The sequence below is a fragment of the Nakamurella lactea DSM 19367 genome, from assembly GCF_000426645.1.
GTDB classification, from domain to species: Bacteria; Actinomycetota; Actinomycetes; order Mycobacteriales; family Nakamurellaceae; genus Nakamurella; species Nakamurella lactea.
Genome location: NZ_AUFT01000015.1, coordinates 47,191 through 72,894 on the forward strand (window position 1 = coordinate 47,191; position 25,704 = coordinate 72,894).

At 69.1% G+C, this 25,704-nt stretch carries 22 protein-coding genes and 1 pseudogene; 5 read left to right on the forward strand and 18 right to left on the reverse strand.

Annotation, left to right across the window (positions count from 1 at the left end; all coding sequences use genetic code 11):
• Positions 1-13: 13 nt before the first annotated feature.
• A complete protein-coding gene (locus K340_RS0114590) occupies positions 14-649 on the reverse strand; it encodes a LysE family translocator (protein WP_029137257.1) in 636 nt (211 codons plus the stop codon).
• A 172-nt stretch (positions 650-821) separates the two neighbouring features.
• Positions 822-2,159, reverse strand: a complete 1,338-nt coding sequence (locus K340_RS0114595; RefSeq protein WP_029137258.1) for a TrpB-like pyridoxal phosphate-dependent enzyme — start codon at positions 2,157-2,159, stop codon at positions 822-824.
• 111 nt (positions 2,160-2,270) lie between these two features.
• On the opposite strand from K340_RS0114595, the gene K340_RS30220 reads away from it, so the two are divergent.
• Both K340_RS30220 and K340_RS0114605 read left to right on the forward strand, forming a co-directional pair.
• Positions 2,271-3,548, forward strand: a complete 1,278-nt coding sequence (locus K340_RS30220) for an RNA-guided endonuclease InsQ/TnpB family protein (protein ID WP_051266378.1) — start codon at positions 2,271-2,273, stop codon at positions 3,546-3,548.
• Between the two features lie 128 nt (positions 3,549-3,676).
• On the forward strand, positions 3,677-5,344 hold the full coding sequence (locus K340_RS0114605) for a glycoside hydrolase family 13 protein (protein ID WP_245599567.1): 1,668 nt from the start codon (positions 3,677-3,679) through the stop codon (positions 5,342-5,344).
• A 13-nt stretch (positions 5,345-5,357) separates the two neighbouring features.
• Here K340_RS0114605 and K340_RS30225 read toward each other — a convergent pair whose 3' ends face one another.
• From K340_RS30225 to mmsB, 11 genes and pseudogenes are all read right to left on the reverse strand, one after another.
• Positions 5,358-6,614 (reverse strand): MFS transporter, encoded by a 1,257-nt coding sequence (locus tag K340_RS30225; protein ID WP_051266380.1) that lies wholly within the window; start codon positions 6,612-6,614, stop codon positions 5,358-5,360.
• A complete protein-coding gene (locus K340_RS30230; protein ID WP_051266382.1) occupies positions 6,611-7,216 on the reverse strand; it encodes an ArsR/SmtB family transcription factor in 606 nt (201 codons plus the stop codon). The genes K340_RS30225 and K340_RS30230 overlap by 4 nt, the downstream gene beginning before the upstream one ends.
• 78 nt (positions 7,217-7,294) lie before the next feature.
• Positions 7,295-7,495: a DUF6186 family protein gene (locus K340_RS0114620; protein WP_037364844.1), complete on the reverse strand. Its 201-nt coding sequence runs from the start codon at positions 7,493-7,495 to the stop codon at positions 7,295-7,297.
• Positions 7,492-8,124 carry a hypothetical protein gene (locus tag K340_RS0114625; protein ID WP_029137261.1) on the reverse strand — a complete coding sequence of 211 codons (633 nt, stop codon included), beginning with the start codon at positions 8,122-8,124 and terminating at the stop codon, positions 7,492-7,494. The genes K340_RS0114620 and K340_RS0114625 overlap by 4 nt, the downstream gene beginning before the upstream one ends.
• Before the next feature lie 10 nt (positions 8,125-8,134).
• Positions 8,135-8,821, reverse strand: a complete 687-nt coding sequence (locus tag K340_RS0114630; RefSeq protein WP_211229446.1) for a hypothetical protein — start codon at positions 8,819-8,821, stop codon at positions 8,135-8,137.
• Between the two features lie 102 nt (positions 8,822-8,923).
• Positions 8,924-9,892: a quinone oxidoreductase family protein gene (locus tag K340_RS0114635; RefSeq protein ID WP_037364846.1), complete on the reverse strand. Its 969-nt coding sequence runs from the start codon at positions 9,890-9,892 to the stop codon at positions 8,924-8,926.
• A gap of 68 nt (positions 9,893-9,960) precedes the next feature.
• On the reverse strand, positions 9,961-11,253 hold the full coding sequence (locus K340_RS30235; protein ID WP_084614500.1) for a replication-associated recombination protein A: 1,293 nt from the start codon (positions 11,251-11,253) through the stop codon (positions 9,961-9,963).
• A gap of 134 nt (positions 11,254-11,387) precedes the next feature.
• Complete coding sequence (locus K340_RS0114645) at positions 11,388-11,954, reverse strand: GNAT family N-acetyltransferase (RefSeq protein WP_029137264.1); 567 nt, start codon at positions 11,952-11,954, stop codon at positions 11,388-11,390.
• A gap of 83 nt (positions 11,955-12,037) precedes the next feature.
• Positions 12,038-13,546: an aldehyde dehydrogenase family protein gene (locus K340_RS0114650; RefSeq protein WP_051266384.1), complete on the reverse strand. Its 1,509-nt coding sequence runs from the start codon at positions 13,544-13,546 to the stop codon at positions 12,038-12,040.
• 39 nt (positions 13,547-13,585) lie between these two features.
• Positions 13,586-15,064: an MFS transporter gene (locus tag K340_RS0114655; protein WP_084614482.1), complete on the reverse strand. Its 1,479-nt coding sequence runs from the start codon at positions 15,062-15,064 to the stop codon at positions 13,586-13,588.
• Positions 15,061-15,984: pseudogene (gene mmsB / locus K340_RS0114660) on the reverse strand (3-hydroxyisobutyrate dehydrogenase); the annotation flags it as partial. The gene K340_RS0114655 and the pseudogene mmsB, both read right to left, overlap by 4 nt.
• Positions 15,985-16,141: 157 nt before the next feature.
• On the opposite strand from mmsB, the gene K340_RS0114665 reads away from it, so the two are divergent.
• Positions 16,142-17,047, forward strand: coding sequence for a LysR family transcriptional regulator (locus K340_RS0114665; RefSeq protein WP_211229448.1), 906 nt, complete (start codon positions 16,142-16,144; stop codon positions 17,045-17,047).
• A gap of 13 nt (positions 17,048-17,060) precedes the next feature.
• On the opposite strand, the gene K340_RS0114670 is transcribed toward K340_RS0114665, so the two are convergent.
• Together K340_RS0114670 and aspS are read right to left on the reverse strand one after the other, a co-directional pair.
• Positions 17,061-17,492: a hypothetical protein gene (locus K340_RS0114670; protein WP_154674273.1), complete on the reverse strand. Its 432-nt coding sequence runs from the start codon at positions 17,490-17,492 to the stop codon at positions 17,061-17,063.
• Between the two features lie 24 nt (positions 17,493-17,516).
• Complete coding sequence (gene aspS, locus K340_RS0114675) at positions 17,517-19,343, reverse strand: aspartate--tRNA ligase (protein WP_029137270.1); 1,827 nt, start codon at positions 19,341-19,343, stop codon at positions 17,517-17,519.
• Between the two features lie 156 nt (positions 19,344-19,499).
• Between aspS and K340_RS30240 the strand changes: the two genes are divergently transcribed.
• Positions 19,500-20,105 carry a GNAT family N-acetyltransferase gene (locus tag K340_RS30240; protein WP_037364929.1) on the forward strand — a complete coding sequence of 202 codons (606 nt, stop codon included), beginning with the start codon at positions 19,500-19,502 and terminating at the stop codon, positions 20,103-20,105.
• 7 nt (positions 20,106-20,112) lie between these two features.
• Here K340_RS30240 and K340_RS0114685 read toward each other — a convergent pair whose 3' ends face one another.
• Both K340_RS0114685 and K340_RS0114690 read right to left on the reverse strand, forming a co-directional pair.
• Complete coding sequence (locus tag K340_RS0114685) at positions 20,113-20,610, reverse strand: beta-class carbonic anhydrase (RefSeq protein ID WP_029137271.1); 498 nt, start codon at positions 20,608-20,610, stop codon at positions 20,113-20,115.
• Between the two features lie 42 nt (positions 20,611-20,652).
• Entirely contained in the window at positions 20,653-21,777 is a 1,125-nt protein-coding gene (locus K340_RS0114690; protein WP_029137272.1) for an alcohol dehydrogenase catalytic domain-containing protein, read from the reverse strand.
• Positions 21,778-22,257: 480 nt separating this feature from the next.
• On the opposite strand from K340_RS0114690, the gene K340_RS30245 reads away from it, so the two are divergent.
• Entirely contained in the window at positions 22,258-24,054 is a 1,797-nt protein-coding gene (locus tag K340_RS30245) for a DEAD/DEAH box helicase (protein WP_084614483.1), read from the forward strand.
• A 99-nt stretch (positions 24,055-24,153) separates the two neighbouring features.
• On the opposite strand, the gene K340_RS0114700 is transcribed toward K340_RS30245, so the two are convergent.
• A complete protein-coding gene (locus K340_RS0114700) occupies positions 24,154-25,683 on the reverse strand; it encodes a glycoside hydrolase family 3 protein (protein ID WP_029137273.1) in 1,530 nt (509 codons plus the stop codon).
• Between the last annotated feature and the right edge of the window lie 21 nt (positions 25,684-25,704).

The window sequence follows — 25,704 nt, forward strand, 5'->3', positions numbered from 1 at the left end:
GATGTTCTGTCCGTCAGCCCTTCGCGCCGGTGGTCGCGATGGAGATGCCGAGGCCGATCATCGATACCCCACCGACGGTTTGCACTGCGGCGGTGCGGCGCGGCGACCTGCTGAACCACGACCGGACGGCGCTGGCCAGGACCGCCCACAGGCTGTCGGACACCAAGGCGACCCCGAACGCGACCAGGCCCAGCAGCAGCATCTGCGCCGTGGCACTCCCGGCGCCCGGATCGATGAACTGGGGCAGCACGGACGCGAAGATGATGAACCCCTTGGGGTTGGCGACGCCGACCAGGTATCCCTCCGCCGCCGAGCGCCAGAAGCCTCGATCGCCCTCGGTGGCCTCCGTTGTCTCGTGCAGCCGCCGGCGCTTCCGGATCGCCTGGATACCCAGGAACACCAGATAGCCGGCACCGGCGATCTTGACCGCGGTGAAGGCGATCATCGACGTCGCCAGGAGCCGTCCGAGACCGAGCGCTACCAGCGCAGCGACCGTGTACAGCCCGAGTGCGTTGCCGACCACCGATGCCAACGCGGTGCGCCGGCCGTGCGCCAGCGCCCGCCCGACGACGAACATGACGCTCGGGCCAGGAATCGCAATCAGGATCATGGCAGCGACACCGAATGCCAGGAATTGATGGAGAGCCATGGCTCATGGTCGCACGCCGGACCGATCGAATTGCCGTCAGCTCCCGGTCGAACCGACTCCACCAAGTCGGAGCGCTTCTCCCCGCCACAACAGCAAAATCGCACCCCAACTTGCCGACTGGGAGCGTTCTCCCCGGCTCGGCGCGACCGGCGACGGTCGCGCGATGAATGGGTTACGCCATCTCGGGGACCGTTGCGAAGGCCGCACGCAGAGACTCGGCCGACAGTTCGGAGTCCGTCATCCGGCCGTTCAGGTAGGCGTCGTAGGAGGCAAGATCGAGCATGCCGTGCCCACAGAGCGCGGTGACGATCACCTTCTCCTCACCGGATTCCTTGCAGGCCAGAGCCTCTCGGATGGTCGCCGCCAATGCATGGGTCGGCTCCGGGGCCGGCACGATGCCCTCGGTCCTGGTGAACTGCAGCGCGGCGGCGAAGCACTCGGTCTGATCGACGGCCAGTGCCTCCATCAGGCCGAGTTCGTAGATGTGCGAGATCAGCGGCGCCATTCCGTGGTAGCGCAAACCGCCGGCGTGGATCGGATCCGGAATGAAGTCATGCCCGAGGGTGTGCATCTTCATCAGCGGCGTCAGCCCGGCGGTGTCGCCGAAGTCGTAGCGGTACTCACCGCGGGTCAGCGACGGGCAGGCGGCCGGCTCGACGGCGCGGATCACCGGATTCTGTCGGCCGGCCAGCTTCTCCCGGATGAACGGGAAGGCCAGCCCGCCGAAATTGCTCCCGCCGCCGGTGCAGCCGACCACCAGGTCTGCGCCGCTCTCGCCGGCCTTGGCCAGTTGCAGCAGCGCCTCCTCGCCGATGATCGTCTGGTGCAGCAGCACATGATTCAGCACCGAGCCGAGGGCGTACTTGGTGTCGTCGCGCTGCGCCGCGACCTCGACCGCCTCGGAAATCGCGATACCCAGGGAACCGGGATGTCCGTCGGCGAAGGCTCTTCCGGCCTCGGTCAGCCGCGACGGGGAGCGGTGCACGGTGCCGCCGAACGTCTCGATCAGGGTCCTCCGGTACGGCTTGGCGTCGTACGACGCACCGACCTGCCACACCTCGCACTCGACGTCGAACAGTGCGCAGGCGAAGGCCAGCGCGGTCCCCCACTGGCCGGCACCGGTCTCCGTTGTCAGCTTCTTCACGCCCGCCTTGGCGTTGTAGAACACCTGCGGCACAGCGGTATTGGGCTTGTGCGAGCCGGCCGGCGACACTCCCTCGTACTTGTAGTAGATCCGCGCGGGGGTGCCGAGCGCGCGTTCCAGCCGGTGCGCCCGGAACAGCGGTGACGGCCGCCAGAGCCGGTAGACGTCCTGTACCTCGTCGGGGATGTCGATGTAGGAGTCGGTGGACACCTCCTGGGCGATCAACTCCATCGGGAACAGCGGCGCCAAGTCCTCCGGGCCGACCGGCTGATGGGTACCGGGGTGCAGCGGTGGCGGCGGTGGAGCGGGCAGGTCCGGCACGATGTTGTACCAGCGGGTGGGCATCTCGGACTCGTCGAGGGTGATCGGAAAACGTAGCGCGCAGACTTCGTCCTTCAGGGCGGAGTTAGCGCATCAACCTGGAGCCACACTCAGTGCCGACAAGGCACTGTCGGTGGTGGATGGGACGGTCAGGTCATGGTGGTAGGCAGGATATTCCGGTTGCGGGTGACCCCGGAACAGGACGCCGCCCTGCATGACTGGGCGGGTATTTGCCGTGCTGTGTGGAACACCGGGTTGGAGCAGCGTCGGGAATACCGGCGGCGCGACGGGTGGGTCAACTATCCGCAGCAGGCCCGGGAGCTGGCTCAGGCCAAGACCGACCCGGATCTGGCGTGGTTGACGCAGGCGCCGTCGCATGTGTTGCAGCAGACGTTGATGGATTTGGATCGGGCCTGTCGGGCGGTGGGTACTTGGCGGGTCCGCTGGCGGTCGAAGGATCGGTGGTCCCCGTCGATGCGGTTCCCTGATGGTCCGCGGATGCGGGTGCAACGGCTGTCGAAGCGTTGGGGGCGGGTGAACCTGCCGAAACTCGGGTGGGTGAAGTTCCGGTGGACCCGCGACCTCGACGGTCGGGTCCGCTCGGCGACGGTGAACGTCCGCGACGGCCAATGGCACGTCACCTTTCTGGTCGAGGACGGGATCCTGGAAGTCCAACCGCCGGTATCGGACCCGCGGCCGGCGGTCGGCGTCGATCGGGGTGTCAAGATCGCGGCAGCTTTGTCGGACGGGCGGATGCTCGATCAGACGTTCATCACCGCCGCCGAGCAGGACCGGCTGGTCCGGTTGCAGCAGCGCCTGGGCCGCCAACACGGACCGCGCTCGAAGCCGTCGAAGGATCGGCAACGCAAGAACCCGAAGGCCCGCGGTCGGCGGCAGCAACCGTCGGCGCGGTATCTGCGGACCAAGAAGCGGATCGCGGCTGTTCAGGGGAAGGTCCGGCGGCGGCGGGATGACTGGTTGACCAAGACCGCCCGCCAGCTGGTCCGGGAGCATTCGCTGGTCGCTATCGAGAACCTGAACACCAAGGGCATGACCCGCAGCCCCGCGGCGAAACCGGACCCGGACCGGCCAGGCGCCTTCCTGGCCAACCAGCGGTCGCAGAAGGCCGGGTTGAACCGGGCGATCCTCGGGAAGGGCTGGGGCCGCTTCGCGCTTACCCTGGCCCATCAGGCCCGTTACACCGGGTGCAGGATCGTGCAGGTCCTGGCGGCCTTCACCAGTCAGCGTTGCCACCAGTGCAGTCACACCGAGGCCGGGAACCGCGAGAGCCAAGCGGACTTCCGATGCACAAAGTGTGGTTGGCGCGGCAACGCCGACATCAACGCAGCATGCAATATCTTGGCCGCGGGACTCGCGGTTGCTGGACGCGCAAGCCCCACCCCGGTGGGCAGCGTCAACCCGCAGGCCGCCTGAGCGGAGCCCTGGAATCCCCGCCCGTCAGGGCGGGGAGGATGTCAACTTGTGCTGCTGGACCGCCGCCATTTCTGCCTCGTCTCATGTGCCGGCCACTCGCCGTCGAAACCACTCGATACGCTGGATCCATGAGCCCGGAGTGGTGGCGCAACGCCGTCGTGTACCAGATCTACCCCCGTTCCTTCGCGGACGCGGACGGAGACGGCGTCGGCGATCTGCCGGGCATCACCGGTCGGCTGCCGGCGCTGGTCGAACTGGGGGTCGACGCGCTCTGGCTGTCGCCGTTCTACCGCTCGCCGCAGGCGGACGCCGGCTACGACGTCGCCGACTACTGCGACGTCGACCCGCTGTTCGGCAGCCTCGCCGACTTCGACGCGCTGATCGGACAGGCACATCGCCTGGGGCTCAAGGTGATCGTCGATCTGGTGCCGAACCACTCCTCCGACGAACACCCCTGGTTCCAGGCGGCGTTGGCCGCGCCGGCCGGCTCGCCGGAACGCGCCCGCTACCTGTTCCGGGACGGCGTCGGACCCGGCGGCAACGAACCGCCGAACAACTGGCCGTCGGTGTTCGGTGGACCGGCCTGGACCCGGACCACCGACGCGGACGGCTCGCCGGGGCAGTGGTACCTGCACCTGTTCGACACCAAGCAACCGGACTTCGACTGGACCAACCCGGAGGTCAGGGCCGAATTCCTGCGGGTGCTGCGGTTCTGGCTCGATCGCGGGGTCGACGGGTTCCGGGTCGACGTCGCCAACGCGCTGATCAAGGCGGACGGGCTGCCCGACGTCACTTCCGACGCCGAGACCAACATGATGAGCACGATTCTCACCGCCACCAGCGGCGCCGGGGACGCCATCGTGCACAGCGGCCCGACCTCACCGATGTGGGATCAGGACGGCGTGCACGAGATCTATCGCGACTGGCGCAGGCTGCTCGACGAGTACCCCGGCGACCGGATGATGGTTGCCGAGGCCTGGGTTTCCCCGCTGTCCCGGCTGGCCAGGTACGTCCGGCCGGACGAGATGCACCAGGCGTTCAATTTCGAGTACCTGTCGGCGCCGTGGGATGCCGCCGCCATCCTCGCCGTCATCGACTCGTCGATCGCAGTCAACGACAGCGTCGGCGCCCCGACCACCTGGGTGTTGTCCAACCATGACGTGGTCCGGCACGCATCCCGGTTCGGACTGGCCGACCTCACCCTGCGGCCCAACGGGATCGGCGCCACTGACGATCAACCCGACGCCGTCCTCGGCCTGCGCAGAGCCAGGGCCGCGACCCTGCTGATGCTCGGGCTGCCGGGTTCGGCCTACCTGTACCAGGGCGAGGAACTCGGGTTGCCGGAGCACACAGCACTGGACGACGACCTGCGCCAGGACCCCACCTGGATGCGGTCCGGGCAGCTCGAGCGCGGCCGGGACGGCTGCCGGATTCCGCTGCCGTGGGAGGCCGACGCACCTGGCCTCGGGTTCGGCCCGACCGGCAGAACCTGGCTGCCGCAACCCGAATCGTATTCGGCACTGGCTCGCGACCGGCAGGTCGGGGTGAACGGATCCACCCTCGAGCTGTACCGGGCGGCGCTGGCCACCCGCCGCGAGCGCGACCTGGGCAACGGCGCGCTGCGGTGGGTGCCGTCAGCCCCGTCGGTGCTGACGTTCAGCAACGGACCGGTGACGGTGATCGCGAACCTGGGTGACGGTCCGGTGCCGCTGCCGCCGGGCGAGCTGCTGCTCGCCTCCGGCGAGCTCGTCGACGGTGCGCTCCCGCCGGACACCGCGGCCTGGCTGGTCGGCTGACGCCCCCGGCCGGTCAGCTCGTCAGCTCGTCAGCGGGAATGACGACGCCGGGCGCTTCCGCGGGCACCTCGGCCGCCACCGTGGTGGCGGCCGGCCGGACCGGTCGCCACCACAGCCAGCCGGCAGCAGACCCGATCACCAGCGCTGCGGCGACCAGCAGTAGCCGGTAGTCGACAACGGCGACGATCGCCGCGCCGACCGCGATCGACGTCAATTGCGGTATCTGCAGGGCCATTCCGGTGGCCGAGGCCACCCTGCCTTGCAGGTGATTCGGCGTCAGCTTCTGCCGGGTGGTCGCCAGCGCGACGAATGCCCACGGGATCGCGGCCCCGCCGACCACCGATCCGATCAGGGCGAAAGTGGTGCTACCGAACAGGAACGGGATCGACGACACTGCCAGGGTGCCAAGACCCACGGCGACGCTGCGGATCGGGCCGAGCCACTTCAGCAGCCGTACCGCGGTGATCCCACCGAGGATGCTGCCGGCGCCCTGCGCACTCATCAGCACCCCGAAGAACGCCGGCTCACGCCCGAGGCCTTTCTCCACCACGACGAACAGCAAGGAGTCGAACAGCCCGATCACGGCGAGCGATACCGCCATGCCGATCACGATCGACATCAGTTCCGGGACTCGACGCAGGTGCCGGAAGCCGGCCATCATCGCGGTCCAGCCCGCATCGGTCGCCGATGAGCCGGTCGGCCTCGGCTCCCGGGTTCTGACGGTCAGCAGTCCCAGCGCGGTCATCACCAGCAACACCGAGGTGGCCGCGGCCAGCGCCGGCCCGCCGTAGACGGTGTAGAGCCCTGCGCCGACCAACGGCGTCAGGATCCGCAGCCCCTGGTCGATCGTCATGAACAGGGCGTTGGCCGGTCCCAGGTCGTCGTCGGTGAGCATCGTTCGCAGCAACCCGGACTGGGCGGCGCCGTTCAGGCTGCCGAGCGCACCGTAGACAACGGTCACCAGGTACAGGATCCACAGGTCGGAGGGCCGCTGGACGGCCAGCAGGCCGAGCACCGCCGCCGCCGCGATCAGGTTCGAGGCGATGAGCAACGGCTTGCGGCGCAGCCGATCCGCCAACAGTCCGAACAAAGGTGCGGCCAGCATCGGCGCACCGAGACAGAAGAACACCAGCCCAGCGGCACCGCTGCTGCCGGTCAGATCCTTGGCCCAGACGGCCAGCGTCAGGAACAGCGCGCTGTCGGCGAAGTTGCCGATCGACCAGGCGGCCAGCAGCCGGCGGAAGTGCGGCACCCGCATCAGCGACTTCACGACTCGTTCCTCGCCGCGGCCCGCTCACGCTGCTCGGCATCCAGTTGATCCTGGTACTCAATCAGGTAGGTGGTGGCGGCGAACAGCCGGACCAGTCCGCCACCGTCCGGGCGTTTACTCGGATCGGTGAGCCGCTCCAGATACGGTTCGACCAGCGCGGCCAGCCCGGCCTCGATCCCCTTCGCCTCGTCGGGCGTCAGGTACATGGTCGCACCACGCTGGAAGGTGGTGCCCCGCCACTGCTTCGGGTTCGGGCGCCCGTCGGCCGCCCGCATCCGCGCGACGTCCCATTCCCGGAACGCGGCACTCACCGCGGTACTCGCCTGCAGCGACTGCGGGTCGTCCGAATCCCCCACGAAATTCTGCGTCGGATCGACGACGCGCCAGGGCTTTTCCCGGCCCGCCGCATCGTCGGCCCGCTCGATGTAGCCGTGTTGCGCGAGCTTGCGCAGGTGGAACGAACAGTTGGACGGGCTTTCGTTGACCATGTCGGCCAGGACGGTCGCGGTTGCCTCACCCTTGGTGAGCAGCGCCTCCAGCAGCTGGATCCGCAGCGGGTGTGCCAGCGCCCGCATCGCCTTCGGGTCGGTGATGTCTGCCATCCATCCAACCTAAACATGAAATGTTTCTTTCGCAAGATATATTTCGCGCGGTTTGCTTCAGATGGCTGGGACCGGAGATCAACCGACGAAGAAGTGCCAGCCGATCCACCACCAGGCCAACAGCAATCCGAACTGCGCGGCCCGATGTCGGAGCGCCCCGCGCAGCAGCGAACCGAGCGTCGGGACCCGTGCCGTACCGAATCGGGCTACCAGTTCCACCGCCACCAACAGCGCAGCGATCAGCGCATACGCCAGCACGGTGATCAGGTGACTGCTCACCGCCTCTCCCCCGGCGGCCGATCTCCCGGCCGCAGGCACGCCCGGACCAGCCAACAACCGGCCGCCAGCCATATCGCAAGTGCGATCATCCGGAACACCGTCGACCCGAGGAGGGGCTCGATCAGCGTGGAGAGCGTCGGGTGGTCGTAGCTGCCGGTCTGTGGATCGGGCTGCTGCAGAAAGCTGGAGAGTTCGAGCAAGGCGGCGAGCACCAGCAGACCCGCCCAGGTCAGCCAGCCGCGGGGAGCCCGTCCGGCCGGCGCCGGGCCTCCGGTCCGGCCGGTGGCAGCCGGAGGGGCACCGGCCACCCGCCACAGGGCGGCGATGCCGGCGACGGCCAGCGAGATCCGGACCGGCCAACCGGCGACGTCGGTCGCTCCGATGACGACGCCGAACAGGATCGCCCCGGCGGCCACCAGCCAACTGGGAACCGGTGCGCGCCGCGGCGTCGACACCGGGAACCGTCGGTACCGGTCGATGCCGATGACCACGACCGTCAGACCGAAGACGACGACGTCGAACACGTTGCGCCGCACCACGTGTACTGCCAGCGCAGCGAGCAGGATGGGCACCGTCGGATCGGCGAAGCCGATCCGACGTCCGGCAGGCCTCGTTCGCTCCCGTGCCACCGATCGAACGTTACGCCCGAGTCCGACGTTCCCTGGTTCGCAGTACCGCGGCCAGCAGCAGCAGGCCGACAGCGAGCAACGCGCCGTGGCCGATCCGCAGCGCGGGCGGTGCCCAGAACTGCGGGATGAACAGCGCGAAGCCGAGCGCCATCACCGCACCGCTCCACCACGGGAAGCGGCGGGCGAGTCCGACCGCCACCAGCACCGCCCCGACACCGAGCAGCAGCAACCCGGCGCCGAAGGTCGTCATCGCCACCCCGCCGGTCCGGATCCGGTCGGCCAGATCGAGGACGGTGCCGGGATTCAACGCGTCGGGCGCGCCACTGGTGGCGTCGACCCCGAGCGCATGCAGGGCAAACGCCTCGGACCCGTAATAGAGGGCCGTCAGACCCACCCCCAGCCCGGTAAGCGCGGCACCGACCGCGGCCACCCGCTCGCCGCCACTGCCGGCCAGCATCCGCGGCACGCCGACGAACGCGGCCGCCACCGCGAGGAAGCCGGCCACCGCCGCCAGATGCGCCACCAGCCACCAGGGTGAGGCGAACTGTGTCGCCGTGTCCGCGCCGCCACCGGGCGCATAGGGGCGCACCGCCGGGTACACCGCGAACAGCAACCCGGCCGCGGCCAGCAGCACCGGCGACATCCGGGTCGCCGCGGCATCGATCGGCCCGGCCGGCCGTTCCGTCGTCATCGTCATTGCTCCGCCTCGATTCTGTAAGCACCGCTCTCTACGTGGAGCGGGACTCACATCATGACAGAGAATCGAGAGCGGCGCTCTCTTATTTTCCGGCCGGCCGCATCAGGGGATCAACAGCACCTTTCCGGTGGTCCGACGGCCGGCCAGATCCTGGTGCGCGTGCGCGGCCTGATCGAGCGGATAGGTCGCGCCGACCCGCAGGGTCAGCCGGCCGTCGGCGATCCAGCCGAACAATTCATCGGTCCGGCCGATCAGTTCCTCGCGGGTGACGGTGAAGTCCTTCAGGGTGGGCCTGCTGACCGACAGGGAGCCCAATGGGTTGAGCCGCTGCAGGTCGAACGGCGGCACCGGACCGCTCGAAGCGCCGAACAGGATCATCCGCCCCCGTCGACGCAGCGAGGCGAGCGATCCTTCGAAGGTGTCCCTGCCGACGCCGTCGTACACCGCGGCGACGCCGTCACCGCCGGTGAGCTCGCGGACCGTGGCGGCGACATCGTCGTACCCGACGATCACGTGGTCGGCCCCGGCGCCGCTGGACAGCTCACCCTTGTCTGCCGTGGACACGGTGGTGATCACCGTTGCCCCGAGGATCTTGGCGACCTGGGTCAGCAGCAGGCCGACACCACCGGCTCCGGCATGGATCAGCACCGTGTCACCTGCGGCGATCGGATACGAGTCCCTGGCCAGGTACTGGGCCGTTGCGCCCTGCAGCGGCAATGCCGCGGCCTGTTCGTCGCTGACGCCGTCCGGTACCGGCACCAACCGATCCGCCGGGCCGGTGACCGCGCCGGCGTAGGAGCCGGGTAGCGATGCCCAGGCCACCCGATCGCCGACCTTCACCAGATCGACGTCAGCCCCGACCGCCGTGACCCGGCCCGCACCCTCGGAACCGGGTACGTACGGCAGGTCGAGCGGATACCTGCCTTCGCGCTGGTAGATGTCGATGAAGTTGACCCCGGCCGCAGCGATCTCGACGGTGGCCTGACCTGGGCCGGGCTCCGGGACCGTGATGTCGGCCGGGACCAGCACCTCCGGTCCGCCCGTCCTGCTGATCTGGATAGCTCGCGTCATTCTCGACGTCCCTCCGGTGGTGGGTGAATACAGGTTCCTCAGGTACGGCAACCCGCACCGACGAACGGCTATTCCGGCGACGACGGCCGCTCGCGAATCGCCTTCCGCAGCTTCGGTAGTCGTTCGGACAGGCCCCTCTCGGCGCCACGCCCGGTCGGCGTGTAATAGTCGGTTCCGACCAGTTCGTCGGGTGGGTACTGTTGCCGCGCAACGCCTTCGGCCAGATCGTGCGGATAGACGTAGCGCTGGGCGTTGCCGAGCTTGGCGGCACCCGGATAGTGCCCGTCACGCAGCGGCGGCGGAACCAGACCGGCCTTGCCGGCCCGCACGTCGGCCATCGCCGCGTCGATGGCGGCGACCACCGCGTTCGACTTCGGCGCGGTCGCCAGGTGAATCGTGGCCTGCGCCAAGCCGATCCGCGCCTCGGGCAGCCCGACCAGCTGCACCACCTGCGCTGCTGCCACGGCGACCTGAATTGCCGTCGGATCCGCCATCCCAATGTCCTCGGAGGCGTGCACCATCAGCCGGCGCGCGATGAACCGCGGGTCCTCCCCGGCCTCGATCATCCGGGCCAGATAATGCAGCGCGGCGTCGACGTCGCTCCCCCGGATCGACTTGATGAAGGCACTGATCACGTCGTAGTGCTGGTCGCCGTCCCGGTCGTAGCGCACCGCCGCGCGGTCGACCGCGCGCTCAACGGCGGCCAGGTCGATGATGCCGTCGTCGGCCGGAGCGGCGCCGTCACGTGGGTCGAGAACGCTGTCGGCGGCCGCCTCCAGCGCGGTCAGCGACCGGCGGGCGTCACCTCCGCCGAGCGCCACCAGGTGCGCCTTCGCATCGTCGGCGATGCCCACCTTCCCGGCCAGGCCGCGCGGGTCCGCCAGCGCCCGGTCGATCAGCGCCTCGACGTCGGCGTCGCCGAGCGGCCGCAACTGCAACACCAGCGACCGGGACAGCAGTGGCGAGACGACCGAGAAGTACGGGTTCTCGGTGGTGGCGCCGATCAGGATGACGGTGCGGTCCTCGACCGCGCCCAGCAATGAATCCTGCTGGGTCTTGGAGAACCGGTGCACCTCGTCGATGAACAGCACGGTTTGTTCACCGGTGCGCCGCAGCGAATCCCGGGCCTCGGCGATCACCGCGCGCACTTCCTTCACCCCGGCGTTCAGTGCGGACAGCTGGGCGAACCGGCGGCCGGTGGCACCGGCCACCAGGGTGGCCAGGGTGGTCTTGCCGGTCCCCGGCGGGCCGTACAGCAGCATCGAGGCCGGCGCCCCGCCCTGCACCAGCCGACGCAGCGGGGCGCCAGGGCCGAGCAGGTGATCCTGCCCCAGCACCTCGTCGAGAGTGGCCGGCCGCATCCGGACGGCCAGCGGCGCGTTGGGGTCCACCGGGTCGGTCGGCAACCGGGTCGCCCTGGCACCCGATGTAGCCCCGCCGCTGTCGGTCGCCGGCTCGGCGAACAGTCCCGGATCGTTGCTCACGTTTCCCGACGCTACCGGCTGGCTGCCGGCGACCGGAGCCGCAGTTGCACCATCGCCGCATCCTCCGGGTCGATCCCTTCGTCCACGAAGCCGGCGCGCCGCGCCACATGCCGGGCGACCGCGTTCTGCGGACGGGTCCTGACCACCAGATCGGTGCCGGTCAGGTTCACCGCGGCCCATTCCACCGCGGCGTCGACCAGCCGGCCGGCCAGCCGCCGCCCCTGGACCGGCGGGGCCAGCCGGTAATACACATTGAGCACCTGCACGCCGGCGCACCGATGGAACCGGATCCCGCCCATACCGGCGACCACCCGGCCGGCATCCGCCGGCCCGCTGCCCGGCGGACCGGCTGGCCACCAGTCGAGCGGAACCAGCACGGTCCAGTAGCCGAAGCCGTGGTCGGTCCAGTGCTGCAGGATCGGCTGCAGCCAGCGTTCGGTGTAGCCGAGATCGACGTGCCGCTCCTGTGGATCGAAGAGGTAGGCCAGCGGATCCCCGTGCACGGCCAGCAGTCCTGGCGCGTCCGACAGGCTCGGCCGGCGCAGCAGGACGTCATCGCCCGGGGTCAGCGATTCCATCCAGGTCCCTTCGCCATCCCCGGCCCCGGTGCACCGAAAGCGCTGTTGTCGCTCGCTTTCGGTGCACCGCTACACATGCGCAACTAGCCGATCTTGACGTTGATCTGCTTGACCTGGGTGAAGCCGTCCATCGCACCTTCCAGGGAAACCTCGCGGCCGATTCCGGAGGTCTTGTAGCCCCCATAGGCCTGCCCGATCACCTGGCCGCCGCCCTGGTTCACCTGTACCCAGCCGGATTCGATCCGGTGCGCTGTGTCCAGCGCCTCGGTCAGATCGTTGGACCAGACGAAAGCAGCCAACCCGTAGTGCGAGTCGTTGGCCATCCGGATCGCCTCGTCCCGATCGGAGAACGGGATCGCCACCAGCACCGGGCCGAAGATCTCCTCGCGGGCGATCCGCCAGGAGTTGTCGCCCATCGAGAAGATGGTCGGCCCCTGATAGAAGCCGTCCAGTCCGTCCGGGATGTCCAGCGCACAGTCCAGGGCGAGCTCGACGCCCTTCTGGCTCTTGCCGTCGGCGATGTAGTTGTTGATCTGGTCGAACTGCTTCTGGTTGATGATCGCGCCCATGTCGGTGGACTCGTCCAACGGGTTGCCGACCTTCATCGCCTTGGCCTTGGCGGCGACCGCGGCCAGTACGTCGTCGTACACGTCGGTGTGCACGAACAGCCGGGAGCCGGCCGTGCACGACTGGCCCTGCCGGGCGAACCTGGTGGACAGCAACAGGTTCGATGCCAGCGCGTCGACCTGGTCGGCGTCCCTGGCGGCAGACGGGAAGACGATCGACGGGCTCTTGCCGCCCAGCTCGAGCGAAATGTGGCTGATCCGCTCGCCCGCTGTCGAGGCGACGTGTTTGCCCACCCTGGTCGATCCGGTGAACGACACCTTGTCGACGTCCGGGTGCTGGACCAGTGCCTCGCCGACCTCGGTGCCGTAGCCGGTGACCACGTTCAGCACACCGTCCGGCAGGAACTGCTGGCAGATCTCGGCCATCTTCAGGATGGTCAGCGGCGCGTCCTCGGCCGCCTTGAGCACCACCGTGTTGCCGGCCGCCAGCGCCGCCGGGGTCTTGAATCCGGCGATCATCAGCGGCGAGTTCCACGGCAGGATCCCGGCCACCACGCCGAGCGGCTCCCGCCGGGTGTACTGCAGTTGCCCGTCGCCGGCCGGCAGGTTGACGCCCTTGAACTCGCCGGCCACCCCACCGAAGTAGCGGAACAGGTCGACCAGGGTCTGCGACTCCGGGCGGGCCTGGGTGCGGATCGCGTTGCCGGTGTCCTTGGCGGTGAGCACCGCCAGTTCCTCGGCGGCGTCGGCCAGCGCGTCGGCGATCTTCAACAACGCCTGCTGACGTTCCTTGAAGTGCACCGCGCGCCAGCCGGGGAAGGCCGCCCTGGCGGCCTTGACGGCCCGGTCCGCGTCGGCCTCCCGCCCGCGCGGCACCCTGGCCAGGGTCGCCGACCGTTCGCCCGCCGAGACCACGTCGATCCACTCGCCGGCCACCGCCGGCACCCACTGCCCGCCGATCAACATCGGTGCCTCAGCCACCTCGGTGGCGGTGGCGGTCGTGCTCTGCTCAGTCGTTGAACTCATTGCTCTTCCCTCGATCTCGTGATCTCGGCCGCCGCACCGTCACGGTTCGGGGACCGGGACCAACTCGTAGCGGCGGTCGTTGGCGTCCAGTTCGGCCAGGTCGTTGCCCTTGGTCTCTTTGTACAGAATGGCACCGATGAACGAGACGAGGCCCATCGCGGCGATGTAGACCGCCACCCAGCCCCAGCCGGAGTTCGCCGAGGTGATGTCGGCGACCGGGGTGTCCTTGGCGGCGACGTTGGTCAGCAGTGCGACACCGATCAACGGTGCGACGGACCCGGAGACCACACTCGTCAGCTGGGCGCCGATGGATACCGCGGTGTAGCGCATCTTGGTCGGGAACATCTCGCTCATGATCGCCGGCTGCACCGAGTACATCAGGCCGTGGACGAACACACCGACCACCAGTCCGAGGGTGAACCACAACGACGATCCGCCGTTGCGACTGCCATCGAACAGCAGGAAACCGACCCAGGCGTACACGACCATCAGTGCCGAGCCCACCAGGTAGATCGGCCGACGGCCGATCTTGTCCGCCCAGCCGGCGACGTACGGGATCCAGAACATCTCCAGGAAATGGGCGATCAGCATGAAGCCGAGAATCGGTACGGCCTTGATGCCGATGCCGGTGAGGTAGGTGATCGAGAAGGTGACGACGATGTAGTAGAGGACGTTCTCGCCGGCCCGGATCATCATCGACACGATGATCTCCCGGGGGTAGAGCCGGAACACGTCGATGAAGGCCGGCCGGGTGCTGACCATCTCCTCCTCGCGCTCGGTCGCCTCCTTGAAGATCGGCGCGTCCTCGACGCTGCGCCGGATGTACCAGCCGACCAGCACGATCACCGCGGAGAGCCAGAACGCGACCCGCCAGCCCCAGGTGAAGAAGTCTTCCTTGGACAGGGTGGCGTTCAGCACCAGCATCACTGCCGTGGCGATCAGGTTGCCCAGCGGCACACCGACCTGCGGCCAGCTGCCCCAGAAGGCCCGCCGATCATTCGGCGAGTGCTCGGAGATCAGCAACACCGCGCCGCCCCACTCGCCGCCGACCGCGAAACCCTGGATGAAGCGCAGGATCACCAGCAGCAGCGGCGCACCGAAGCCGATCACCGCGTGTGACGGGATGCACCCCATCAGGAACGTGGCGACACCGACGATGACGATCGACAATTGCAAAAGCCTTTTGCGGCCGAACTTGTCGCCGAAATGACCGAACACCAGACCGCCGAGCGGGCGGGCGATGAAGCCGATGGCGTAGGTCGAGAAGGCGTAGATGAGACCGGTCTTCGCGGTCTCACCGGGGAAGAACACCGCGCCGAAGACCCCGAGCGCGGTCGCGGTGCCGTAGACGAAGAATTCGTACCACTCCACCACCGTGCCGGCCATCGAGGCGGCGACCACCTTGCGCAGCGTCTTCCAGCCGACGACCTCCTTCGGCTCACCGCCCGCCGGTTCTGCGTTCTTGGACAGCTCAGGCGGATTCCCCGCCGAGGCACCGGTTCCTGGGATGTCGCTCATCCGTCAACTCCCTTGCGAGCGGATTCGGAGTCGACGCCGTCCTGCAGCAGGGTGACCAGGATCGAGCAGTCACGCTCGGACAGGCCCCGTTCGACCAGCGTGTCCAGCCGCTTCGCGACGCCGGCCGCGAAACTCACATCGGTGCCGGTGCTTTCGCCCGCCTGCAACGCCAGGCCGAGGTCCTTGCGCAGCAGTGCGGTGGAGAACCCGTCGGCGAAATCACGGTTCACCGCGGCGGTCTCCACCACGCCGGGGATCGGGTACCAGGTGCGCAGAGCCCAGCTGTCGCCAGACGACACGGTGGCCAGCTGCTGGAAGGTGGCGCTGTCCAGACCGAGCCGCTCGGCCAGCACCGCGCCCTCGCAGGTGGCCTGCAGGCAGATCGCCAGCATCATGTTGTTGGTGATCTTCGCCGCCTGACCGTTGCCGGGTCCGCCGCAGTGGAAGATCCTGCCCGCCATCACCTCGATCACCTCGCGAACGCGCTCCAGGATCTCCGGCTCACCGCCGACCATGAAGGTCAGCGTGCCGGCTGCCGCACCGGACACCCCGCCGGACACCGGAGCATCCAGGAACGCGAAACCCGCGGCCTCGGCGGTGGTGTGCAGCTCCCGGGCGGTGTCGATGTCGATGGTGGAGGAATCGATCACCACGGCGGTCTTCGGCGCGTTGGCCAGCACGCCGTCGTCGCCGGTGATCACCGCCTTGGCGTGGCTTCCGGCCGGCAGCATGGTGAACACCACGTCGGCCCCGTCCACCGCCTCGGCGATCGAGCCGACAACGGTGACCCCGTGCTCGGCTGCCGCGGCCGTCGCCGGCTCGCTCAGATCGAAACCTTTGACCTGATGCCCCGCCTTGACCAGGTTGGTCGTCATCGGGTCACCCATGTGCCCGAGGCCTATCCATCCAACGTTCATCGTCGAACGCTCCCTTGCTCGTCAGTCCGGATGTTGCCGCCTGCCCTCCGACAGGGAACCGCCCCATCTTGCGCCGCCGTGACCCGACATGCCAGAACCGAACACGCACACTGTCTGTGCAGATTTGCACAACCGGAGGCGGCCGGCGGATGCTGTCGTCATGGTGAAGGCGGACGATCTGCTCATCTTGCTGGAAGTGGCGCGTTCCGGCACCTTGATCGGGGCGGCAGCCAGCATCGGACTTGATCACACCACGATCTCGCGGCGGATCAGCGCCCTGGAGGTGGCGGTCGGATCTCCGGTGATGGTGCGTTCGGCCCGGGGTTGCGAACTGACCGAATTGGGTAGATCGCTGTTGGCCGCGTCCGAATCCGTGGAGCGGGCCATCGGGCAAGTACGCACTCTCGCACAACCAGGAGGCGTCAGCGAGCTGTCCGGACTGGTGCGGATCGCCGCCCCGGACGCGTTCGCCGCCGAGTTCGTCGGGCCGGCGATGGCCCGGATGGTCCGGACCCACCCGAAGGTCACCCTCGAGTTGACCTCGGCCACCCGGCCGGTGGTCCAGGGACACGGCGCCGACATCGAGATCGGCGTCGGATCCTCGGTGCCGCGCTGGGAGACCGTGGTGCTGAGCCCGTACGTGCTGGGTCTGTATGCCAGCAGCGACTACCTCGCCGACCACGGAGCCCCGACGTCGATCGACGAGCTCCGCGAGCACCGGCTGGTCTACTACGTCGAGTCACTGCTGCGGGTGGCAGACCTGGACGTGTTCGAGGGCCTGTTCGGCGGTCGTCCGGTTCAGGTGAGCTCGACCAGCGTCCACGCCCAGCTGCGGGCGACCGTGGCCGGAGCCGGCATCGGACTGCTGCCGGCCTTCCTCGCCGACGCCCAGGTCACCCTGCGACGGGTGCTGCGCGCCGAGGTGGACGTGAGCAACGACTACGTCGCCGCCCTGGCGCCGCGGGCGCTGCGCCGCCCGGCCACCACCGTGGTGATGCAGGAATTGCGGGCCGAGGTGCGCTCGCGCGAGCACGAGCTACTCGGCCGCAGCTCCCCCGCCGGCTGACCCGGCCGGCTGCTCAACCGACAGCGGCCAGGAACTCCGGATCGGGCAGACGTACCACCCGTCCGGGCGCGGCAACGTAGGTTCCGAGCAGTCGCGCGCCGACCCCGCGGCTGGCATCGACAAACGTTTGGTGCCAGGCGCGATCGGTGTCGGTCACCAGGGAGCCGGCGCGGGCGAAGGCGACGATCAAGCTTCCGTCGAACATGGCCGTTGCCGTCAACAGATTCGCCGCCATCACCATCCGATCCTGCGCCGGGCACGCCCACTGCATCTCGTCGACCAGCACGGGTTGCACCATGCGGCCCGCGGAGTCGCAGATCAGCACTGCGAGAGCGCCGTCGTTCCTGACGTCCTCGCAGCAAAACAGGTCGACGACGTCGGCGGCCAGCACCGGGTCGTCGAGCGACAGGTCACGGATGTTGTCCGGCAGGTCTCGAAAGGTCATGCCGCCGAGCATGGCCGAACGGGCTCAGCTCGCCGTCGAGTTGTCCACAACGGCTGACGCCGGAACGGAGTTGTCCACCACGGGCTTGCCGGGCTTGACATCCACGCCGGCCTCCTTGCGCTGCTCCGGCGTGATCGGCGCGGGCGCCGAGGTCAGTGGGTCGAAGCCGCCGCCGGACTTCGGGAAGGCGATCACCTCGCGCAGCGACGGTGCACCGGCCAGCAGCATCACGATCCGGTCCCAGCCGAAGGCGATCCCGCCGTGCGGCGGCGCACCGAAGGCGAAGGCGTCCAACAGGAATCCGAACTTCTCCCTGGCCTCGTCCTGGCTCAGGCCCATCACCTTGAACACCCGCTCCTGCACGTCGGCGCGGTGGATACGGATCGAACCGCCGCCGATCTCGTTGCCGTTGCAGACGATGTCGTAGGCGTAGGCCAGCGCATGCTCGGGATCGGTGTCGAAGGTGTCCATGCTGTCCGGCTTGGGCGAGGTGAACGCGTGGTGCACCGCCGTCCAGGCCCCAGATCCGACGGCGACGTCTCCGGCCGCCGTGGCGTCTGCCGACCGCTCGAACAGCGGCGCGTCCACCACCCAGACGAACGACCACTGCGATTCGTCGATCAGGTTGTCCCGCTTGGCGATCTCGTTGCGGGCGGCGCCGAGCAGCTCCTGGCTCGCCTTGCGGGCACCGGCGGCGAAGAACACCGCGTCGCCCGGCTTGGCACCGACCGCGGCGGCCAGGCCGGCCCTTTCGTCATCCGAGATGTTCTTGGAAACCGGCCCGCCCAGGGTGCCGTCTTCGGCGACGGTGACGTAGGCCAATCCCTTGGCACCACGCTGTTTTGCCCACTCCTGCCAGGCGTCGAAGCCGCGGCGCGGGGTGGCGGCACCGCCGGGCTGCACGACGGCGCCGACGTAGGGCGCCTGGAAGACCCGGAACGGGGTCGAGGCGAAGAAGTCGGTGAGCTCGGTGAGCGGCAGCCCGAATCGCAGGTCCGGCTTGTCGCTGCCATAGGCGTCCATCGCCTCGCGGAAAGTGATCCGCGGGATGGGGGTGACGATGTCGTGCCCGATCAGCTTCCAGATGGCAACCAGCACCTCTTCGGCGAGGGCGATGACATCATCCTGGTCGACGAAGCTCATCTCGACGTCGAGCTGGGTGAACTCCGGCTGCCGGTCGGCCCGGAAGTCCTCGTCCCGGTAGCAGCGGGCGATCTGGTAGTACCGCTCGAGGCCGGCCACCATCAGTAACTGCTTGAACAGTTGCGGCGACTGCGGCAGCGCATACCAGCTGCCCGGGTGCAGCCTGGCCGGCACCAGGAAGTCGCGGGCGCCCTCCGGGGTGGACCTGGTGAGCGTCGGGGTCTCGATCTCGACGAAGTCGTGCGCATCCAGGGTGCTGCGGGCCGCCCGGTTCACCTGCGAGCGCAGCCGCATCGCGGCGGCCGCCTTCGGCCGACGCAGGTCCAGATAGCGGTACTTCAGCCGGGTCTCCTCGCCGACGGCGACGTCGTCGTCGAGTTGGAACGGCAGCGGCGCCGACTCGTTGAGCACCTCGAACGCGGTGACGGAGACCTCGATCTGCCCGGTCGGCAGCTCGGCGTTCTCGTTGCCGTCGGGGCGGCGCTCCACCACGCCGGTGATCTGCAGGCAGAACTCGCTGCGCAGCCGGTGTGCCCGCTCGGCCACCTCGCCCTCGCGGAAGACCACCTGCACCAGGCCGGAGGCGTCCCGGAAGTCGATGAAGATGACCCCGCCGTGATCACGCCGGCGGGAGACCCAGCCGGCCAACTGCACAGTGGCGCCCTCGTCGGCGATGGTCAGGGTTCCGGCGTCACGGTCACGCAGCACGAGAGAAAGTCCTTGTCGTTCGAGGTTGCGGGGCATTCGAAGGTAGGGCCCAGCGGGCAGCTGCCCGCGCAGCTGATCCTACGGCGAGCAGCGCCGACCGGTTTCAACAGGGAAATGGGGGTGACCGGGATGGCGGGACAGGGCAAGCTGAGGACGATGATTTCCCCTGTTGTGCTGCGCCGCGAGTCGCTCTCGGACGCCGGCGCCGTCGAGCAGATCGTCGGCGCGGCCTTCGGCGCTGACGAGCCGATGCTGCCCACCCTGGTCAGGGCGCTCCGGCCGTACAGCCGCTTCGCCGCACAGAGTCCGCCCGGGTCGGATCCGTTGGCGCTGGTCGCCGAGCTCGACGGCGCCGCGGTCGGGCACGTGATGCTGACCGTCGGCCACATCGACGCCTGGGAATCGATGGTGCCGGTCCTGGTGCTGTCGCCGCTGGCGGTGCTGCCGGATCACCAGGGCGCCGGCATCGGGACCGACCTGGTCGCCGGCGCCGTCGAGCTGGCGGCGTCTACCGGGGCACCGGCGGTGTTCCTCGAGGGCTCGCCGACGTATTACGGGGCGAGAGGATTCACCGCCGCCGAGCCGCTGGGATTTCGCCGACCGTCCCTGCGGATTCCGGCTCCGGCGTTCCAGGTGGCGTTGCTGCCCGGCTACCGCCCCTGGATGACGGGAACTCTGGTGTACCCAGCGCCGTTCTGGGAGCTGGATTGTGTCGGGCTCCGGGACCGAGCGTTGGTGCAGCAGATCGAGGCAGCCGGCTGACGACCGGTCAGCAGACCTGATCGAGCAGGCCGGTGTCGACGTCGTAGAGGAAGCCGCCGACGCTCACCCGATCACCCAGCAGGGGGTGGTGGCGCACCTTGGACACCTCGTCGAGGATGTCGGCCCGCTGGTCGGTGATCACGCCGAACGTCATCCAGGAGGCATCCTCGCCGCTGGCGGCGGCGACCTTCGCCCGCAGCTCGGCCTCATCGGCGCCGGCCATCGCGCACCTGGTGTGTTCGACCACCAGCACCCGTTCGACGTTCAGCAGGTTCACCCCCAGCACCAGGGCAACCAGCACCTGGTCGGTGACCCGGCCACCGGGGTTGCGCAGGATCTTGGCGTCACCGGCCTGCAGACCGATCATCCGCAGCGGATCGATCCGGGAGTCCATGCAGGTCACCATGGCTACCCCGGCCCTGGCGACACCGTCGAAGCCGGCCAGTTCGAACGAGTCGGCGAATTCACGATTGGCGGCGATCAGATCGTCGAAGGCACTGGGCACTCCCTCACCGTAGCGTCGGGCCGGCCGGCGGCGGCCAGCGGCTCAGCCGGTGCCGTCCGACTCGTCGAAGACGATCACCTGACGCAGCGCCAGCCCGTCGGACAGCGCGTCCATCGCCTCGTTCACCTGATCCAGCCCGATCCTGGACGAGATCAGCTTCTCGACCGGAAGTTTGCCGTCCCGCCAGAGCTCCACGTACTTCGGAATGTCCCGCTCCGGCACCGCGGAGCCGAGGTAGCTGCCGGTGATGGTGCGGGCGCCTGCCACCAGGCCGAGCGGCGCGATCTGCGCCCGCGCGTCCGGCGAGGGCAGTCCGACCGTGACCATGATGCCGCCCGGAGCCGTTGCGGCAACCGCGGTCTCGAAGGCGCGAGCGTTGCCGGCCGCCTCGATCACCACCGGCGCGCTGATGCCCTTTTCGACCAGCTCCGCCGGTGTGTAGACGGCGGTGGCACCCAACTCTCTTGCGGTGGCCAGCTTCTCCGGCACCGCGTCGACTCCGATCACCTCGCCGAGGCCCAGCGATACGGCGGTCAGTACAGCGGCCATCCCGACGCCTCCGAGCCCGACCACCATCACCGCGTCACCCTGCTCGGGTTTGCCGGCGTTGAGCACGGCGCCGCCGCCGGTCAGCACGGCGCAGCCGAGGACCGCTGCCACGTCGGCCGGCACGTCGGCCGGCACGGCGACAACGGACTTGCGGTTCACCACCGCATGAGTGGCGAAGCCGGAGACACCCAGGTGATGATTGACGTCATTGCCGTTGCGGTGCAGTCGCATCCCGCCGTCCAGCAGGGTTCCGTCGTTGTTCGCCGTTGTGCCGGTCTCGCAGGGCAGCCGGCCGTCGGTGGCGCAGCCCGCGCACTCGCCGCAGCGCGGCAGGAACGTCATCACCACCCGGTCGCCGATCTCCAGGTCGTCGACTCCGTCACCGAGTTGTTCGACGATGCCCGCGGCCTCGTGACCCAGCAGCATCGGCACCGGCCGGACCCGGTTGCCGTCGACCACCGACAGGTCCGAGTGGCACAGACCGGCCGCCTCGATCCGCACCAGCAGTTCGCCCCGCCCCGGCCCGTCCAGGTCCAGCTCGGAGATGCTGATGGGTGTCGATTCGGCGAACGGCCGCGGCCGGCCGATCTCCTCCAATACCGCGCCACGGATCTTCATAGACCTCGTCCTTCCTGTTGGTGCTGGAACTGAATTTCAGTCTGCCACCGGCCCTGCCGCCGCCCCTGACCCTCCCCCAGATCCAGCTCCCAGATCCAGCTCCCAGATCCAGCTCCCAGATCCAGCTTTGTGATGGCAATCGGTGGTTGGGCGGCATCACAACCACGGATTGCCAGCTCAATGCAGACGCAGGTGTGGCCAGCTCAACGCATGCGCACGGCCAGCTCAACGCATGCGCCTGGCCAGCTCAACGCAGACGCACGGGGGCGGCGGTGTGGGTGAACTCACCGGCAAACCGGTCGGCGCCGGTCCCAGCATCGGTTACGCTGAGTGGGAACTTGGAGTGCGTTCGCTCGGCTCGACAAGGAATGTCGGCCGTCAAAGTCGTTTATCGGAAGTCTCGATCTCAGGCGGCAGCGATCGATGCCGCCAAACCTGGCGCCCATCACGTCTCCTGCCTCGAGCACCGATTGGTATCCCATGGCGTCCGCCCCTGCCCTGCTGTCTTCTGCTGCCCTTGATACGGACAGCTCCGATTCCCCGTCTTCCGACTCGCCCCGCGCCGACGTCACCAGCACGTTTGCCGACCTGGCACTGCCGGCTCCGCTGCAGCGAGCCATCGACGGGCTCGGCTTCGTCACCCCGTCACCGATCCAGGAGCGTGCGATCCCGGCGCTGCTGGACGGCCGCGACATCACCGGCGTCGCGCAGACCGGCACCGGCAAGACCGCCGCCTTCGGCGTCCCGCTGCTGGCCGCTGTCGATCCGTCCGAGCGTCGCGTGCAGGCGTTGGTGCTGACCCCGACCCGCGAACTGGCCATGCAGGTGGCCGCCGCGATCACCAGCTTTGCGGTGCATCTGCCTGGCCTGCAGGTGGTTTCGGTCTACGGCGGCGCACCGTTCCTGCCGCAGAAGTCGGCGCTGGCACGCGGCGCACAGGTCGTGGTCGGCACCCCCGGACGGATCATCGATCACCTGGAGCGCAAGACCCTCGACCTGCACGGCGTCAAATTCCTGGTACTGGACGAGGCCGACGAAATGCTCCGGATGGGCTTCGCCGAGGACGTCGACCGGATCCTGTCCGACGCGCCGCAGCAGCGGCAGACCGCGCTGTTCTCCGCGACCATGCCGGCCGCCATCCGTCGGGTCGCCCAGACCCACCTGACCGACCCGGTCGACATCACCGTCAAGGCGAAGGCCAAGACCACCGCAGCGATCTCGCAGTCCTACGCGGTGGTGCCGTTCCGGCAGAAGGTCGACGCGCTGTGCCGGGTGCTGGAGATGAGCACCGGCGACGCCACCATCGTGTTCGTCCGGACCAAGTCCGCCTGCGACGAGGTCGGCGCCGCCCTGGCCGCCCGCGGCGTCTCTGCCGCCGCCCTCAACGGTGACGTACCGCAGAAGGACCGCGAGCGGATCGTCGAGAAGCTGCGATCCGGCGCCATCGACGTGCTGGTCGCCACCGACGTCGCCGCCCGCGGGCTCGACGTCGAACGCATCGACCTGGTGGTCAACTTCGACGCGCCGCGCGAGACCGAGAGCTACACCCACCGGATCGGCCGCACCGGCCGGGCCGGCCGCACCGGCCGTGCGCTGACCTTCTTCACCCCGCGGGAGATCTTCCAGGTCAGGGTGATCGAGCGGGCCACCGGCTCCACCATGGAGAAGATCAGCCCGCCGACCGCGGCCGACGTCGCCAAGCACCGGATGACGACGGTCCTTGCGGCAGCAGCGAAGCGGGTCGCCAGGCCGCGGCTCGACGACTTCCGCAGCTCGCTGGTGAGCTTCGCCGAGGAGAACTCGCTGAGCATCTACGACGTGGCGGCGGCCGTACTGGCCAACGCTTCCGGGGATGACGGCGCTCCCGCCGAGCGCGAGATCGACACCGAGGCATTCACCCGGCAACAGCACCGCGCCGACCGATCTGACCGTGGCGCAACGGCTTCCGGCCGCGGCGACACCCGGCGCGACAAGTTCGGTGCCCGCGACTCCCGTGACGACCGAACCCGGCCAGAACCGCGCCGGCGCAAGAGCGAAGGCCCGGCCGGCCCGCGCTGGCGGGTGGCGGTCGGCCGCAACCACGGCGTGCGTCCCGCCGGCATCGTCGGTGCGATCACCGGCGAGGGCGGCATCGCCGGCCGCGATCTGGGCCGGATCGACATCTTCGACACCTACAGCGTGGTCGAGATCGCCGCCAACCTGTCCCCCGCCGCCGTCGGCAAGATCGCGTCGGCGACCGTCAGCGGCCAGAAGCTGCGGATCCGCCGCGAGGCCTGACCTTCCCGGTTCACCAACCTCACAGTGACACTGGCGGCCGGCGCGCTGCTTCTCACGACACGGAACCCGCGAACTCTTGGTTCGCGGGTTCCGCTGTCGTTATCGACCGAGCCCGGTGAGTCGTTCACAGACGAGCCGGATGTTCACCGCTGCGCTGCCGTAGCTGAACACCGTCCGTCGATGACCGGTCGGCGTCGGCCATCCGGTGTCGATCACCACGGCGTCCGGTCGCAGGCGCAGCAGTGCATCGAGGGCTTTCCCACCGGCCGAGTCGCGAACCGGCGAGCGGACCAGAATCAGCACCGGTCGCGGGTCCGCAGGCAGCAAGGCGGGCGCATCGGGCCCGCCGATCGAGGTGGAGCCCGGCCAGGTCCGCTGCAGCGCGTCGGTCAGCCGGGCCGAGGTCGGACCGGCCGCCATCGTCCTGCCGTGCCGCAGGTCGACGATCACCGGTCGGCTGTCGGCCGGCAGCGGCGACAGCTCGGGCGGCCAGCCGGGGCCGATCGCCAGTTCCGCCGCCTTCCGCCCGATGCTCCGCAGGTCGGCCACCGCGGAGGCGATGTCGACGACCGGGGTGACGTCGACGGCGGCCATCGCCGTCACCCGGCGTGTAGCCGAGTCCTGCAGCTGCTGCTCGCTGATCAGGCCGTCCCGCACCGCGGCCACGATCGCGTCCAGACAGCTGGTGAACATCAGTTCGTCGTCGATACCCCTGGTGTTGCCAAGGCACAGCAGATCGATGCCGGCCTGCAGGCCGCGCACCGCCGCCCCCGGCACACCGTAGGTCGCGGCGACGGCCGCCATGTCGAGCGCATCGCTGATCACCAGAGCGTCGAAACCCAGTTCCGCGCGCAGGATCTGGATCCATCGCCGGCTGATCGACGCCGGTAGCTCGTCCACCGCCGGCACCACCAGATGTCCGGGCATCACCGCTGCCACCCCGGCGTCGATGGCCGCCCGGAACGGCACCAGCTCGCGGCCGGCCAGGTCCTCGAGCGTCTCGTCGAGGTACGGCAGGGCGTGGTGGGAGTCGACCGCCGAGTCCCCATGACCCGGAAAGTGCTTGACGCAGGCCATGATCCCGGCGTCCTGCAGGCCGGCCGAGTACGCCACCACCTGCTGTGCGACGCCGACGGCATCGGCACCGAAGGAACGGACGCCGATCACCGGGTTGCCCGGATTGGAGTTCACGTCCGCCACCGGCGCCAGCGCGCAGTCGATGCCCAGCGCACGCAACAGGCGACCGTGCGCCGCGGCCACATCGGCGGTCAGCCCGACGTCGCCGATCGCGCCGAGTGCCGCGGCCCCCGGCAGCGAGGAACCGCCGGTCACCTCGATCCGGCTGACGTCGCCGCCCTCCTCGTCGGAGGCGATCAGTAGGTCGACGCGCTCGGCGCGCAATTGCGTTGTCAGCCCGGCGATCCGGCTGAAGTGCTCGACCGGCTCGCCGGGCCCGATCTGCTCGTCCGGCTCGATGGGCGCTTCCCCGTCGAACTGCAGGTTGTGGCCGAAGAGCACCACCGAACCGAGCCCGCCGTCGATCGCCGAGCGGAGCCAGGCCGGAACCGCGGTCCCGTTGAATCCGGGCGCCAGCACGCCGGCGACCAGCCGCCGCAGCCGATCCGTCATTCCGCTCCTGCCCTTCCGCGT

Bases quoted from the DNA above. Each gene is read 5' to 3' on its own strand.
- K340_RS30235 (WP_084614500.1), bottom strand. From the start codon at position 11,253: ATGCGGCCGGCCACTCTCGACGAGGTGCTGGGGCAGGATCACCTGCTC.
- K340_RS0114700 (WP_029137273.1), bottom strand. From the start codon at position 25,683: ATGACGGATCGGCTGCGGCGGCTGGTCGCCGGCGTGCTGGCGCCCGGA.
- K340_RS0114650 (WP_051266384.1), bottom strand. From the start codon at position 13,546: ATGAGTTCAACGACTGAGCAGAGCACGACCGCCACCGCCACCGAGGTG.
- K340_RS30220 (WP_051266378.1), top strand. From the start codon at position 2,271: ATGGTGGTAGGCAGGATATTCCGGTTGCGGGTGACCCCGGAACAGGAC.
- K340_RS30245 (WP_084614483.1), top strand. From the start codon at position 22,258: ATGGCGTCCGCCCCTGCCCTGCTGTCTTCTGCTGCCCTTGATACGGAC.
- K340_RS0114605 (WP_245599567.1), top strand. From the start codon at position 3,677: ATGAGCCCGGAGTGGTGGCGCAACGCCGTCGTGTACCAGATCTACCCC.
- K340_RS0114670 (WP_154674273.1), bottom strand. From the start codon at position 17,492: ATGACCTTTCGAGACCTGCCGGACAACATCCGTGACCTGTCGCTCGAC.
- K340_RS30240 (WP_037364929.1), top strand. From the start codon at position 19,500: ATGATTTCCCCTGTTGTGCTGCGCCGCGAGTCGCTCTCGGACGCCGGC.
- K340_RS0114635 (WP_037364846.1), bottom strand. From the start codon at position 9,892: ATGACGCGAGCTATCCAGATCAGCAGGACGGGCGGACCGGAGGTGCTG.
- K340_RS0114690 (WP_029137272.1), bottom strand. From the start codon at position 21,777: ATGAAGATCCGTGGCGCGGTATTGGAGGAGATCGGCCGGCCGCGGCCG.
- K340_RS0114645 (WP_029137264.1), bottom strand. From the start codon at position 11,954: ATGGAATCGCTGACCCCGGGCGATGACGTCCTGCTGCGCCGGCCGAGC.
- K340_RS0114590 (WP_029137257.1), bottom strand. From the start codon at position 649: ATGGCTCTCCATCAATTCCTGGCATTCGGTGTCGCTGCCATGATCCTG.
- K340_RS0114655 (WP_084614482.1), bottom strand. From the start codon at position 15,064: ATGAGCGACATCCCAGGAACCGGTGCCTCGGCGGGGAATCCGCCTGAG.
- K340_RS30230 (WP_051266382.1), bottom strand. From the start codon at position 7,216: ATGGCAGACATCACCGACCCGAAGGCGATGCGGGCGCTGGCACACCCG.
- K340_RS0114665 (WP_211229448.1), top strand. From the start codon at position 16,142: ATGGTGAAGGCGGACGATCTGCTCATCTTGCTGGAAGTGGCGCGTTCC.
- K340_RS0114630 (WP_211229446.1), bottom strand. From the start codon at position 8,821: ATGACGATGACGACGGAACGGCCGGCCGGGCCGATCGATGCCGCGGCG.